This window comes from Streptomyces echinatus, assembly GCF_014203595.1.
In the GTDB taxonomy this organism is placed as follows: Bacteria; Actinomycetota; Actinomycetes; order Streptomycetales; family Streptomycetaceae; genus Streptomyces; species Streptomyces echinatus.
On record NZ_JACHJK010000019.1, the window covers coordinates 6,344 to 20,520 of the forward strand.

The following is a 14,177-nucleotide window of genomic DNA, read 5'->3' on the forward strand; positions in this document are numbered from 1 at the left end:
CCCCAGGGCGGCACCCAGGGCGGCGGCAACGGCAACACCCAGGGCGGCACCCAGGGCGGCGGCAACGGCAACACCCAGGGCGGCACCCAGGGCGGCGGCAACGGCAACACCCAGGGCGGCACCCAGGGCGGCGGAGGCGGCAACACCCAGGGCGGCACCCAGGGCGGCGGAGGCGGCAACACCCAGGGCGGCACCCAGGGCTGAACAGTAAAGGGGAAAAGAGAGGGCGGCGCCTCGCGGAGACACTCTCCACGAGGCGCCGCCCTGCCACGTCCACACCACAAGACCCAGCCCGGACAACGGAAGACCACCACCACACACACCGCCCCCCACCCCCGCGCCCCCACCCCCCGCGACCACCCCCTCACGGCACACACCCCCACCAGCCACCCCGACACCACGACAAACCGCGCACCGGACTCACCCCGCGACAACCACACAAGGTCTTCCGGCTCCTGCACGGGCGCACACCGCGGCATTCACGGTGTGCACCCTCAAGCCGGCCGGACTCAAAAACCCGCCACCCGGCCGCGTCCCACACCGGCCCGCCAAGCCACCACCCCCACACATGACCCATCCCGCTGCAGCAACAGGCGCGCCCCGCACCCGCCGCGCCCCCTCCACAGACGCATCAGTACCGCGAGGAGAAACCCTCGCAAGACGCGCACGCGCCGCCTTCTACGGTCCGCAACGACCCACACCCCCCAGGCCGCCCGAGAGCCGACCGGGCACAACGACCCGCACCCCTGACCGCACATCACAGCCCCCGGACACCGGCCGCCACCCACACCAGCCCCGCAGCACCACCCAGGGCCGGCACCGCACCGGCAATTCCCGCAAACAGGCGGCAGGAGCCGACAATGGAACCGCCACGGCCGCACAGGCCACGCCGCACAACGCACCGAAAGACCACAAAACCCATGGGATTGACGCAAGGCCAACGCGTGAAACTGACGCAGGACATCGCACTCGCCGACGCCGTCACAGGCCCCTCACAGACCATCATCGGATCCCTGTCCCTGCCGGCCGGCACCACAGGCACCGTGGAACACATCGACCACCAGCCACCCGACAACCACGAAACCCACGAAACCCGCGAATACGAACGGCTGACCTCACTCCTCCACGACTACGGCCACACCATGCCCCAAGCCAGCAAAAACCGCCTCAAGGAAGAAATCGCCACCCTCGAACCACACTGGACCACCCACCAGCAGCGCGACACACCCACAACAATCCGCGTCAAACTCGACAACGGATTCCTCCTCCACAGCACCGACCACACCTGCCTCACCCCCCTCTACCCCCCCACCCCCACCCCACGAAAAGGCACCCCACACCCAACCAGCCCACAGAACACACCGCACACACTCCCGACACGAACCACAAACCCAAAGCACACACACCGGGACCCCCCCCAACGAACAACCACCCCACCGAAACACACAGTCACACGCAGCCGGACAACAAAGCGGCAGGCATGTCTGATGCCGTCGGCTCGAGGACCTTCTCGGCGGGCCCGTTAGCGCTCGCCTTGGCTAAAGCCCCGTCCACGAAAGCCGGGGGGCGGGGATGGGGCGGTGCGCAGGTTTTGTCGATGGGGTAGAGGGCGAGGGCAGAGACAGTGGGTATGCCCTGTTGCTGGGCTCCGGTGCCTCGATCGCTTCGGGAGTGAAGACCGGCTGGGGGGGCGTACAGGACCTAATCGGCAAGGTGGCCGCGGCACAGCGGGCGTCGGTACCGGCACCGCCCGCCGACCCGGACGTGGCGCCTGAGCCTCCGACTGGCGGCTCACTGGCCCGGCAGGCTCGCGACGCCCTCAGTTCCTGTTGCGTGCGCTGTGCCGCACGTAACGGCTAGCTGCTCCGCGTCCTCCGCACATTCCGGTATGCAAGTCAGCCGCCGGAGCACCCCGTACAGCGCGGTCCCGGTCAGACCGTGGAGTGAATCGGAGTTCCGGGCGCCCGTCCTCAGAGGGCGACAGCAGGCGGCGGCCATCCGCGCACGTGCTGCCAGCGAGTATGGCCTGCATCTCGCTGCTGCTCTCGCCGAGGACAAGGGCGTCCGCCAGTCGCCTCAGGGCGTCGAACGCCTCACAGGCGGCCCAGAGCCGGCGTCGGCTTGGTCGTCGTCCAGCGCGGGGTCGAGCCCGATGGCGCGGGCTGCCCCCGGGCTGCCCAGGAAAGGGCGGTCGGTTTGCGAGGCGATGGAAGGCCCGGAGCAGCTCCCATCCGGACCGCGCACCGGAGACCCCCAGTGCAGGAGCGCGCACACGTGCAGTCGTTGGTGCTTGGCGAAGGCCACAACACCGGCCGGTGCCCCTGTCGTTCGCCCCGGTCACCGTGATGTCAGCGCCGTGAACCTGCCGGCCCGTGCCCTTGCCAGTTCGGCTCCATACGCTGAGCAGAACCGCAGCGGGACGGTTGCGTGAGTTACCGCTGGTCCTGGTCCTGGTTGAGCTCCGCATAGACCATCTCGACCAACTCGTCCGCCTCTGGCGTTCGGGAGTCGTCGGGAACTTCGTAGTATCCGCCCAGGGTGGTGATCACGTCCTTCTCGGAGTTGTCGTACTCGTGGAGACGGTCTTCCCGCTCCTTGGAGGTTTCGGGGTGGAGGTTTTGCCACCACCACACCTGGTTCCGGATCTCGTCCTTGGAGAGGGGGCCTTTCAGGACGATGTCTCTGCCCTGGACCTTGCCTGTGATCCTGAGGGAGTTCGTATCGGTGGCCATGCCCCATGTCTCCTGTCGTCGAAGGGAGCCGCCCTTCCGGGCCTGTCCTGTTCAGGCAGCGCATACCCAGTGGAGCGCATCCCTCACGGTCCGACCACGCTCGTAGCGAGGTCTCCTCCTGACAGAAAGCGTGGGCAGGGGCACGATCACGCGCTGCTCGATGCCGACGCGTCCGCCCTGGAGTCCGATGACCCGCTGCTGCCCCAGCACGAAGCGGGGGCCGCGGCGGCCTCGGTCTGGCAGGCAGCAGAGCAGGGCTTTGCAGATGGACGCCGCGTCAACTTGAGGAAGCGAAGATCACCTCTGGAGTCCTATGCGACAACAAGTCCGCCTACGTGACATGTGTCGTGCTTCGGCTCAGCGAATGTGCCGAGACTCGGTAGTTGTCACCAACGGCACCGCATAGCCTGCACAGAAACCAGGTCGAAGCAGCCGGGCTGTCACCAGGGAGGCGCTGGAGTTGCCACACATCGCCGGTCACTGGCCTTCCTGTCGCCGGGGCGCAGTGTGACTCGCGACGACCTCATTGCCATGCTCGGCGAGCAGACTCCCGCGTGCGGACCTGCACGTAACGCCTTGATCGCCGGGGCTGACTTCGTCGTCTGGGACGGCCTGGTCCCGGCCAACCGGCACGCGGGCGTCTTCCGGGGTCGAATGCACCGCTCCTTGAAGCGTGGCCGCACGATCTATGGCCTGGCCGAAAGTGTCGACATCCTTCTGCGAGCCGGGGAAGAGCCGCTTCGTACCGGATCCATCGACGCGGTGGACAAGTCATCCTGGTTCACGATCTTCCTGAACTCCATGGCGACAGCAGTGGTGGCCTGCTGCGGCGGACGGCGAGCCACCACCATGGAGTGGGCCGTCTCCTCCGAGTCCGGCGCCTAACCTCGCAGGTGACAACAAGCCTGCCTATGTGACAACCATCGCGCTTGGGCTCGCGAATTGAGCCGAAGCAGGATCGTGGTCACCGGTAGAGCCGGGTGGCGTGGCGAATGCGGCCGTCCGAAGCAGTGTGGTTGTCACCGACGAGGCACGCGGCTTGTCACCACTGCTCATTCAGCAGCCTTTCTGTCACCAGTCCGGCGTCCAGCGGCTGGAGGGGTGCGCAGCCGTAGACGTTCTCCTTGAGGCCCGAACATGATCAGATACTCGACCGGTCCGGTGGATCCGGCGTTTGCGACTCCGTGGGGGATGCGGGTTTCGAACTCGACGACGTCCCCGGCAGTCAGGACGAGGTCCTGGTTGCCGAGTGCGATCCACAACCGCCCGTACAGGACACACAGCCACTCGTAGCCTTCGTGGGACACCTGGCGGGGCCGCCCGGGCTGCTGCGCGACGGCCGGCAGCACGTGCTTGTGGGCGTGCAGGCCGCCGACGTACCGGGTCAGCGGCAACACCGCCTTGTCGTCGCCGAAGCTGTGCGGCGCCGCGCTGCGGGGCTCGGCCGCGGGGGCGGGTGCGGTGCCGGCCAGCTCGTCCAGGGCGACTCCGTATTCCTTGGCCAGATGCAGCACCACCTCCAAGGTGGGCTTGCGTCGGCCGGTCTCGATCCGCGACAGGGTACTGGGCGAGATGCCGGTCGCGCAGCTGACAGCGGCGAGGGTGACGCCACGGCGCTCGCGCACGGCCCGCAGCCGCGGCCCCATCTCCGCCAGCGTCCGGGTCACGTCGTCACCTGCCACCGTCCTCGTTCCTTCCGCCGTGCCGCTTCACCGCTCTTATCCTGCAACCTTGCCAGAATGGCAACGCTGATCGCGCCGAGTGGCCGCAGCGCCGCATGATCGATGGGTTCCCGCCGGCCGCCCATGAACCGAGGAGAAGGCCCCCATGCGATCCGAGTCGACCGCGTCACTGTGCCACCGCATCGTCCAGGCCCCAGCCGGGCGCCTGCACCTGGTAGAGCAGGGCACCGGCCCGTTGATCCTGCTCGTGCACGGCTTCCCCGAGTCCTGGTACTCCTGGCGCCACCAGCTCCCGGCCCTCGCCGCGGCCGGGTACCGGGCAGTGGCGATCGACGTGCGCGGCTATGGCCGCTCCTCCAAGCCCGCCGCAACCGACGCCTACCGAATGCTCGACCTGGTGGAGGACAACGTCGCCGTCGTGCGCGCCCTCGGCGAGGAGAGCTCGGTGATCGTCGGCCACGACTGGGGCTCCAACATCGCCGCTGCCTCCGCCCTGCTCCACCCCGCAGTCTTTCGCGCGGTCGGCTTGCTGAGCGTCCCGTACGCGCCGCCCGGCGGCCCCCGCCCCACCGACGTCTTCGGCCAGATCGGCGGTCCGGAGCAGGAGTTCTACGTCTCCTACTTCCAGGAACCCGGCCGCGCCGAGGCGGAGATCGAGCCCGACGTCCGGAGCTGGCTCGCCGGCTTCTACGCCGCGTTGTCCGCTGACACCATGCCCGCCCATGACGAGCCCGACCCGCACTTCGTGGCCCTGGGCGGACGGCTGCGCGACCGTTTCCCCGCCGGCCCGCTCCCGGCATGGTTGAGCGAGGAAGACCTCGACGTCTACGCCGGGGAGTTCGAGCGCACCGGTCTGACCGGCGCCCTCAACCGCTACCGCAACATGGACCGCGACTGGGAAGACCTCGCCCCGCACCGCGGAGCTCCCATCAAGCAGCCATCCCTGTTCATCGGCGGCGCCCTGGACCCCTCCACCATCTGGATGTCCGACGCCATCGGCGCCTTCCCCACCACCCTCCCCCGCCTGTCGGCCTCCCACCTCCTGGCAGGCTGCGGCCACTGGATACAGCAGGAACGCCCCGACGAGGTCAACAGCCTGCTGACCGACTGGCTCGCCACGCTTCAGAACTGAACCAGACGGGCTACCTGAGCAGCCTGGCGGTGCTTTTCGGATGGGCCGCGCCGAGGCAGCGCATGCCGGTCTGCTCGGTGATGCCGAACAGTCGCACCGCAAGTACTTCACTACGCCGGTGACAACACGCGTGCCTACGTGACAACTACCGTGCGTCGGCTCAGAAGAGCGCAGCCGGGCAAAGCAGGAGAAGGGTGTCAGTGGTAGAACTCCAGGAAGTCGGTGCGTCCCAGCGTGACTTTTCCCTTCGTGTGTCGGGGTCGGTCGCGGTACAAGTAGCAGGCGCCGAGTGCGTCGCTGAGGACGTCATGCAGTTCTGCCTCTGCAACGTCGTCGTGTTGGGCGGTGAACAGGGGCTGTGGGTATGGGGCGTCCAACGAGCTCGTGCACGGTAGGCGGTGAGACGTCGAGCTCTTGATCGCTGATCATGGGTGTGTGGGGTGGGGAATGCGACTCGTGCAGCGATCATCAGCGACTGGAGGATCACGGGTCTGTCGGCCGACGTGATTGCAGAACCCGTCGCGGATATAGGACCGTTGTGGCATGAGCGGCAGCAGGCAAGGCCTGTGTACCGGCCGAGCAAGCGGGCTGTGGGAGCCGGCGCGAAGCACCAGCTGGTGTTCGTCGACCGGCAACTCGCCACCCTCGTGCATCTCCGCCACGGGTGCCACGCATGACGAGCTGGCCTGCTGGTTCGGCGTGGACCGCTCCACCATCACCCGGGCCATCAGCGAGGTGCGACCCCTGCTTGCCGAGCGGGGATGCTCCGTCAGCCCGGGGGTTCGTCTCCAGACCTTGGACCCGGTCGTGGACCATCTCGGCTAGCCGAGGGCGAACGACGCGTGGCTTTGGAGATCTATCTGGACCGGCACGTCGACGACCCGTGTGCGCCGGTTCTGCGGGCCTTGCGTGAGGGACAGTGGCCGCTGGACGAGGCACGATACGCGGTCGCGCTGGACGCGCTGGCCTGGCAAGTGGTGCGCACCCAGGCGTTCAGGTCCTTCGATGAACAGGTGGGCCGGCATCTCTTCCCGGCCCTGTGGGCGCAGGAGGCAGTCGGGTACTGCGAGGAACGGCTGGGCCGGCCGCTGTCGGAGGCGGAGCGGCTGGACGTGTTCTGGACGGCGGTACGGACGGCTCCCGACCCCTCGTTGATCGCTGACCCGCGCTCGGTGCTGCGCGCCATGATCCGCGCCTTCGAGCGCACCCGCGACCATCTCGCTGCCCCGGGCCGGCGCCTGGTGCTGCTGCGGTCGGCCTCGGCTGGTCCTGGCCGACAGCGGAGTGGCCCTGCGCCGCAAGGACGGCACCTTCAGCCTCACTCCCCCGCTGCTGACCGAGACGATCGAGGTCTTCGCTCCGCTGTCACCGACGTGTCTGCTGATCTCCACACCCCGCGCGCACTACCGCCCTGATCAGGGCCTCACCCGCAAAATCGCCGCCAAGGCCAACGCCGGGGCAGCAGCCTGGTCCCAGGACGCCGTCTACCGAAAGGTGAGCCCGCCCCCCTCGGAGCAGGTAATCGAAATGCCAGGATGGACGGTCGCGTCCGTCTTGGCCTCACCGGGGTAGAGGTCGGCGATCCGCCGCATCGTCAGCCCGGTCAGGTAGGCGACCGGGCAGCCCATGTCCCTCGCCACCGCCAGCGGCAGGGCCCCGATCGAGGCCGGCTGGTCGACCACGACCAGCACCGTCGGGGCGTGTGAAATCGGCTGCGATGTGCACCCGGGGCCATTCACGCCCTTTGGCTTGTGGGGCACGCTCTACGAAGCGAGCGAACCGTTCAGAACCACCAGACTCAGTCACCTGAGCACTCGACCCCTTCGAAAACCCGACGCGTTCATCATCGCCGACGCCCCCCGCGCGATGCCCCACACGCTGCGGGCCATCGACAGCGAGGACGAGACGATCGCCGAGCTGGAGATGATCGTCGGCTTCGACGACGACCTGGCCGGCGAGGCAACCCGGGTCGCCAACCGGCTGCATGGCCTGCTCACTCAGATTCATCCGTCGCTGGAACGGGTGCTGGGGCCGCGGTTGCAGCACCCGGCCGTCCTTGCGCTGCTGGAGCGTTTCGGGTCTCCGGCCCAAATCCGCAAGGCCGGCCGACGACGGCTGGTCACGCTGTTACGGCCGAAAGCGCCGAGGATGGCCGAGCGGCTGGTCGACGAGATCTTCGACGCCCTGGACGAGCAGACCGTGACTGTTCCCGGCACCGACGCGGCCGCACTGATCGTCCCAAGCCTGGCCGCCTCCCTGACAGCCGTGCTTGACCAGCGCAGACTGCTGGCCGGGCGGATCGAAGAACTGCTGGAGGCCCACCCTCTTTCCAAAGTCCTGACGTCAATGCCCGGGATCGGCGTCAGGACCGGAGCCAGAATCCTGATCGAGGTCGGCGACGGCAGCACCTTCCCGACGGCCGGCCATCTCGCCGCCTACGCGGGTCTCGCCCCAGCGACCCGGAGCTCGGGCTCCTCCAGACGGGGAAACAAGCAGCTCAAACGGGCGTTCTTCCTCTCCGCGTTCGCCGCCCTGGGTGACCCGGCGTCCAGGCCTACTACGACAAGAAGATCGCCCAGGGCAAGCACCACACCCAGGCCCTGCTCTGCCTCGCCAGGCGCCGGGCCGACGTCCTCATCGCGATGCTCCGCGACGGAACCTTCTACGAACCTCAACCCGCCACGGCCAGGTGAGGAGTTCCGACCGATCAGTCAGTCCTCCGGCCGAAGCCGCCGACGAGCGGCCTCAGCCGCTGGTCATAGTCAGGCGCGAACAGCTCAGGAACCGCTTTGTCCAGCGTTCCGGCAATCCGATGGATCGGTGCCCACACCGCCGGGTCGTCGACGACGCGACTGAGGTCCGTCATCTGCAGCTTCTCCAGCCAGCGCGACAGCACCAGTGCCTCGTCACTCGTGAGCTTGATCGTGACCTGGCTATCGCCCATGCGCACCCCTACGGCTTGGCCCCCACCCTCAGTCACACGAACCTACTGGCCTTCGACCTTGACCAAACACATAGGGGCCCCCGGATGGCGGGTCATGGATCGCTTCGCGGCATTCAACCCTGCATGATGCAATGATATAGACATCGGAATGCGAGTCAGCAAAGAACAGGATGAACATGGGCCTGGTTGAATGCAGAACCGACCTCACTGGCGCCCAGTTGGAGGCCGCGTTCAAAGAGTTGACCAATGATAAAGCAATGCGTCTGGTCGATCTCTGCGGCTATGAAGTGAACGGACAGGCGCTCTACTCTGCCATCTGGGAGCCTTCGAAGGCGTCGGACCCCGTCCATGACTATATCTACTACTATGCAATGAATCCCACTGATTACTTCCTAAGTAACGATCTGTGGATCGTTCAGGGGTACAGGCCAGTACGGGTAAACGGATACAGCGTCGGCGAAAAAACGTTCATTGCCACCATCTGGGCGAAGGGCGGAGGGTCGGACAACAGCACCAATATCAGCCATCCCAACATCCTCAACCTGCCACAACACCTCCGTGAGGTCCGGGCACAAGGGAATCGCATCGTCGACATCAATTGCTATGCGGCGTACGAGCCCAACCCGGATTATATGGGGCCTGGGCCCGCGCCGCTTGTCTGGGTCACTCGTTTCGCGACGATCTGGACCCGCTCTGACGGGCGGGACTGGGACGTGAGCCTCCCAGCGGACAGCGCTACGTACCAAACGATCTTCGACCGTCAGGTCAGCCTCGGTCGTGTCCCGACGAGAGTCAGCGGTTTCACCCAATTCGGCAAGCAGAGATTCGTCACCCTTTTCGAAGGGATTTCGGGAATCGACTGGGGAGCTCGCCACGACAGATCGCCTGTTGACTACGGGACGGACCGCCTACAGTTCGAGAACGAAAGCTTTCGACAGACTGCGGTAGGCGGATTTTCCGTCGGCCACGGGACCGGAGCAGTGCAGCGGTTCAATCCCGTCTGGGTACGCCGAGACTCGAACAATATCATCCCTGGGCTAGCGAATGCCTTTCTGCGGGATTTCAAGGCCCCCGGTCTGTCGCTCGCCGTGGCGAAAGACGGCCGACTGGTCTACGCAGAGGGGTTCGGAGTCGCAGACAAGATCACTGGAAAAAGGGTGACCGCGTCCAGCCAGTTCCGAGTCGCCAGTATCTCAAAGCCAATTACGGCGGCGGCCGTGTACAGACTGGTTGCCGACGGCCGGCTCGATATCGAGCAACGAGTCTTCGGACCCGGCAACCTTCTCAGTGGGCTCGGGACTCCCGTGGACTCACGCGCCGTGAAGATCAGCGTGCGCCATCTCCTGGAGCACTCCTGCGGAGGCTGGTCCCACGACCCACCAGACCCGATGTACACAAAGCCCGAACTCAGTGCTCGCGCTCTCATCACCGATGTAGTGACCAGCCGGGCCCTGGAGAATGCTCCGGGGACAGCTTTCGCCTACTCCAACTTCGGTTACTGCGTACTCGGCCGAGTCATCGAGCAAGTCACCGGTCAGACCTACGAACAGTACGTGCGGCAGCATATCCTGGCGCCCTGCGGAGTAGAGAACATGTTCATCGCGGGAAACACCGCAATGGAAAGACGGCCGGAAGAAGTGACTTATTACGGCCTTGACGGCCTCGACCCTTACAGCCTCCCGGTCCGCCGGATGGATGCGCACGGAGGATGGCTGGCCACACCGACCGACCTATTGCGCCTGGCTGTACGTGTCGACGGGTTCCCGGCCCCTCCCGACATCTTGCCAGGGAGGCAGATTGCCCACATGACCTACCCCACCGGACTGCCTGGATCTAATGGCTACGCGAGGGGCTGGTACGTGAACAGCAATGGCACCTGGCTCCAAACTTGGTATCACCCAGGCAACCTTGATGGGACAGCATCGATCCTCGTACGGACAAAGGATGGCTACTGCTGGACGGCAGTGACTAACACGGGGCGCGGGAACGACGCAAGCACCTGGTCGGGTCTCGATGAACTGATGTGGAAAATCCACGACCGGGTCGATGTCTGGCTGTTCGACGGGTCGCTGTGAAGGACGGCTCACACATCCGAGCACTCAAAGGGGGACCACGTCCTGGACGACGAGCAGGTGAGGGTCTATTTGCGGTCCTTGTCGGTCTCGGTCACAAAGGTGACCGCGCCGTGGGCAGCAAGGACGGCGAAGGGCGCCGCGAGGCGGGTGACCGCTTGATGCTGTGGGAAGTTCCCCAGTCAAGCTGCGAACGCCATCGTGGCAAGGTGGATCGCTGCGGCGGTGAGTAATCCGCAGGCCGGTCAGGAGCTAGCCGAAAGCGGGGCCGGTGCCATTTGGGGTCCTGTGGTTCTCCTTGTGCCTGCTGGAACGGTTCCAGGCGTTCCCGGTGTCTTCCATTGCCGCCTTCGGAGGGCAGGCCAGGCGGACATGCTGGATTCGCGGCAGGGAGTCGACCGGCCGACCTTCTGCTGCAAGGACCAGTCGAGCGTGTCCTGGACACGGCCGCGGGCGGTGGTGATGCGGTTGTCCACGCGCTGGCCTCATGTGCTGGTCCGGGTTTGGCGCAGTGGGCCCGGCTGCTTGGCGAACTCCGGCGGCCCGCCCGGTGACCGTCTAAACCACCACGCGGGACGCCGTCACTCCGAGGGCGGGGCCGGGCATGAGTTTCATGCCCGGCCCCGCCCTCTCTTTCAGCCGTCGTTGAGTACGACCGCCTTGGCCGACGGGCCGTGGGAGTCCCGGTACAGGAACACAATCCGGCTACCTTTGCCACCGAGGGCATTGGGGGACGTGCTGTCTTCGTAGAAGTTCTTGTTGCACACCACGGTCGAGTGCCGATACCACTCGCCGTAGCAGTAGCCCTGCCGGTAGATCTTCCAGTCGCCTCGCGCGTTCTTCAGTTCGTTCCACCACTCGACGCGCGGGCTGCCGTCGACCGTGTCACCGACGTTCACCAGGAACTTGTCCCCGGACCGCTCGAAGCAGGCCCAGCCCGGCTCGTGGAAGGGCGGCGCCGTGCCGCCTCTCCAGGTGTCGTCGCAGATCTCAGTTGTTAAGCTCCCGTAGTCTTCCTCCAGCTCAACGGCTTGCGCAGACGTGGCCACTGTCGCCGGTAGAACGCACGAAGCAACAGCTACCGCAACTGTCCGCGCGATGCGATGCAATCTCATCTGTACGACATTCCTTTCCCTCGAATGTCATCGGTACCTCGCGCCCCACTCGGTGCGCTGAGAACGGGTACCCGTAGTCGTTGGCGACCCTGGAGCGGTCTGGTTCACTGCTCGCATCACCGAGTTCAGCAGTTGGCGAATTGTTCGGCAGGCTGTTCTGCCAACCGAACAATGGCCGGGCGTGATCCTTCTGGGAGCGGGGAGGGCACATAGCTTTGCCGCCGGTATGTCTAGAGCGACATAGCGGGGGTGGGGCGTGGCGGGGCGTCGTGAGGTGCCAATAGCGGGACGGGCGCCTGGGAGGATCTCCTGAGCACCCGTAACGTTGCCTCAGGAGACGGCAGGCGGCCGGCGGGCGGCACCGCCGTGCGCCCGGGGGCGGTGCCGAACTGCCGGTCCGCTGTCGGCGGCCCGTGGCGGTACTGCTCGGCCCGGTGCCTGGACATGGCGCCAGCCTAGGAGCGGCCGCTGACGAGCCACCGGGCGGCGCATGACGGCTGTGGCCAGGATGTGCCATCGGGCTGCAGACCGGGCGGCTTGTCGGCGTCGGGCGAGGAGGTCGCGCCCGGCCAGGCGTTCGCGGCCTTCGGCGCCGAACGCTTCCCCGACGCGCGCCAGCGCGGACACCACCGCGACGGTGGAGGGCCGGGCTAGTGCAACATCCCTAAGTCTCTTGCCCCTTGGTGTCCACGCCTCTAAGTTAAGCGCGCCATTAAGTCCATTTAACTGAACACTTAGCGAGGTCGCCGTGACGCACCGCGCAAGACCACGTACACGCTGGATCACCGCCGCCACGGCCCTCCTCGCCGCGGTCGCGGCGCTGGCCGGGGGTACGGGTTCGGGGACGGCCGAGGCGGCCGCCCCGGGACAACGCACCCAGCACATCGAGTACTTCGCCGGCCCCGCGGCCGAGCCCCGCCAGGTGAGCGTCCCGGCACGACCGGCGGAGCACGACCAGGCGGCCCGCCGCCCGGCCCGTCAGGCCGCCGTCCCCGCGGTGCGGCCGCTGGAGCGGACCGGACCGGTCTCCGGGCGGCTCGACCTGGTCGTGATGGGCGACGGCTACACCGCCGACGAGCAGGGCGACTTCGCCGCCGACGCCGAGGAGAAGCTGGACGCGATCTTCGCCGTCGAGCCGTACCGGAGCTACCGGGGGCTGTTCAACGTCTGGCTCGTCGACACCGTCTCCGCCGAGTCCGGGGTCTCCGGCGACCCGACCGCCGACGTCGGGAAGGACACCGCGCTCGGTTCCGCCTTCTTCTGCGACGGCCTCGAACGCCTGCTGTGCGTCGACACCGACGCGGTCGCCCGGTACGCCCGCCTCGCCCCGGACGCCGACATCGTCTTCGTCGTCGCCAACTCCGCCAAGTACGGCGGTGCCGGCTACTCCACCGCCGACCTGCCGCCGACCTCTCCGTTCCACGGCGTGGCGACGATGTCCTCCGACAACGAACGGTCGTACCTCATAGGAGCCCATGAACTGGGCCACTCCATAGGCAAGCTGGCCGACGAGTACCAGTACCCGGGCTACGGCGCCTACCCCTACGCAGAGGAACCGGCCACGGCCAACCTGACCCTCACGCGCGACCCGGCCACCGCCAAGTGGAGCCGCTGGGCCGGTGTCCAGGACCCGACCGGCTCCATCGTCGGCACCTACGAGGGCGGCGGCTACTACGAGACCGGCATCCACCGTCCGACCGACACATCCCTCATGCGCAGCCTGGCGTCGCCCGAGTTCAACGTCGTCGGGCGCGAGGCGATGATCGCCGGCTTCTACGCCTACGCAGACGCCCTGACTTCCCCTGTGCCCACCACCGAGCCGGTCCGCGGGAACCGGCCGATCCCGGTGCGCCTCGCCCCGCTGACCGGCCTCGCCGACCTCCACCTCACCTGGTACGTGGACGGCAGGGAGGTACCCTGGGCGGCCGGCGCCCGCGTGGTGACGCCGCACGCGCTGGGCGTCCACGGGCACGGTCACCGGGTCACGGCCACCGTGACCGACCGCTCGGCAGCCCTGCGTAACCCCGTGGCCCTCGCCCGGGCGACCAACTCACTGACATGGACGATCCGCTAGGAGTCACGTCTCCGCGGGACAGGGGGCGCTTCCCCTTCACTACGGCCGGGGCAATCAGGGCGGTGGGCACAGCCGAGCGAGCGTTCTGTCGCCGGCGTGGCATGGCCGCCCGCCTGGCCCGCGAGCACGGCGGCGCTGAACACAGCTGGCGACGCGCCATGGCCGATGCCCGCGCCCAATTCTGATGCAGCCAGGGGCACGGCGGCTCGGTCGGGGGCGCAGCTGAGCAAGCGGTGCCCTGACGACTGCCGCGATGTGCAGGCCTTCCGTACGCGATTCGTACGGAAGGCGTACGCTTGCCCGTCAGTCGACCGGGCCAGGGCTCGCAGGCAGGACACAGGCGCACCGGCAGCCTGTCGAAGGTGTCGACAGAGGCTAGTGGTGCCGCCCGGGAAGTGCAGATTCGGGGTAAGTGTTTGCGCGGCG

At 67.1% G+C, this 14,177-nt stretch carries 11 protein-coding genes and 2 pseudogenes; 8 read left to right on the plus strand and 5 right to left on the minus strand.

What is annotated here, in order from left to right:
• A partial coding sequence (locus FHS34_RS36335) for a hypothetical protein (protein ID WP_184973668.1) occupies window positions 1-204 on the plus strand: 204 nt, incomplete at its 5' end.
• A 2,228-nt stretch (window positions 205-2,432) separates the two neighbouring features.
• On the opposite strand, the gene FHS34_RS36340 is transcribed toward FHS34_RS36335, so the two are convergent.
• Window positions 2,433-2,732: a hypothetical protein gene (locus tag FHS34_RS36340; RefSeq protein WP_184973670.1), complete on the minus strand. Its 300-nt coding sequence runs from the start codon at window positions 2,730-2,732 to the stop codon at window positions 2,433-2,435.
• A gap of 507 nt (window positions 2,733-3,239) precedes the next feature.
• On the opposite strand from FHS34_RS36340, the gene FHS34_RS36345 reads away from it, so the two are divergent.
• The gene (locus FHS34_RS36345; RefSeq protein WP_184973672.1) at window positions 3,240-3,617 is read left to right on the plus strand and encodes a hypothetical protein; all 378 of its coding nucleotides are present in this window, start codon (window positions 3,240-3,242) and stop codon (window positions 3,615-3,617) included.
• A gap of 167 nt (window positions 3,618-3,784) precedes the next feature.
• Here the strand turns inward: FHS34_RS36345 and FHS34_RS36350 are convergent, their stop codons facing one another.
• Window positions 3,785-4,414: a helix-turn-helix domain-containing protein gene (locus FHS34_RS36350; protein ID WP_184973674.1), complete on the minus strand. Its 630-nt coding sequence runs from the start codon at window positions 4,412-4,414 to the stop codon at window positions 3,785-3,787.
• Between the two features lie 145 nt (window positions 4,415-4,559).
• On the opposite strand from FHS34_RS36350, the gene FHS34_RS36355 reads away from it, so the two are divergent.
• From FHS34_RS36355 to FHS34_RS36365, 3 genes are all read left to right on the plus strand, one after another.
• Entirely contained in the window at window positions 4,560-5,546 is a 987-nt protein-coding gene (locus FHS34_RS36355) for an alpha/beta fold hydrolase (protein WP_184973676.1), read from the plus strand.
• A 543-nt stretch (window positions 5,547-6,089) separates the two neighbouring features.
• Entirely contained in the window at window positions 6,090-6,371 is a 282-nt protein-coding gene (locus FHS34_RS36360) for a transposase family protein (protein WP_372478636.1), read from the plus strand.
• 17 nt (window positions 6,372-6,388) lie between these two features.
• Complete coding sequence (locus FHS34_RS36365; RefSeq protein WP_184973679.1) at window positions 6,389-6,961, plus strand: hypothetical protein; 573 nt, start codon at window positions 6,389-6,391, stop codon at window positions 6,959-6,961.
• Window positions 6,962-7,090: 129 nt separating this feature from the next.
• Here FHS34_RS36365 and FHS34_RS36370 read toward each other — a convergent pair.
• A pseudogene (locus FHS34_RS36370) lies at window positions 7,091-7,240 on the minus strand (IS110 family transposase); the annotation flags it as partial.
• Window positions 7,241-7,379: 139 nt separating this feature from the next.
• Between FHS34_RS36370 and FHS34_RS36375 the strand changes: the two are divergent.
• Window positions 7,380-8,239: pseudogene (locus FHS34_RS36375) on the plus strand (IS110 family RNA-guided transposase); the annotation flags it as partial.
• A gap of 14 nt (window positions 8,240-8,253) precedes the next feature.
• On the opposite strand, the gene FHS34_RS36380 reads toward FHS34_RS36375, so the two are convergent.
• Window positions 8,254-8,490: a hypothetical protein gene (locus FHS34_RS36380; protein WP_184973681.1), complete on the minus strand. Its 237-nt coding sequence runs from the start codon at window positions 8,488-8,490 to the stop codon at window positions 8,254-8,256.
• Window positions 8,491-8,660: 170 nt separating this feature from the next.
• On the opposite strand from FHS34_RS36380, the gene FHS34_RS36385 reads away from it, so the two are divergent.
• Window positions 8,661-10,565, plus strand: a complete 1,905-nt coding sequence (locus FHS34_RS36385) for a serine hydrolase (protein WP_184973683.1) — start codon at window positions 8,661-8,663, stop codon at window positions 10,563-10,565.
• 632 nt (window positions 10,566-11,197) lie between these two features.
• On the opposite strand, the gene FHS34_RS36390 is transcribed toward FHS34_RS36385, so the two are convergent.
• Window positions 11,198-11,611 (minus strand): hypothetical protein, encoded by a 414-nt coding sequence (locus FHS34_RS36390; RefSeq protein ID WP_184973685.1) that lies wholly within the window; start codon window positions 11,609-11,611, stop codon window positions 11,198-11,200.
• An 814-nt stretch (window positions 11,612-12,425) separates the two neighbouring features.
• Between FHS34_RS36390 and FHS34_RS36395 the strand changes: the two genes are divergently transcribed.
• Window positions 12,426-13,751 (plus strand): M64 family metallopeptidase, encoded by a 1,326-nt coding sequence (locus FHS34_RS36395; RefSeq protein ID WP_184973687.1) that lies wholly within the window; start codon window positions 12,426-12,428, stop codon window positions 13,749-13,751.
• The last annotated feature ends 426 nt before the right edge of the window (window positions 13,752-14,177 follow it).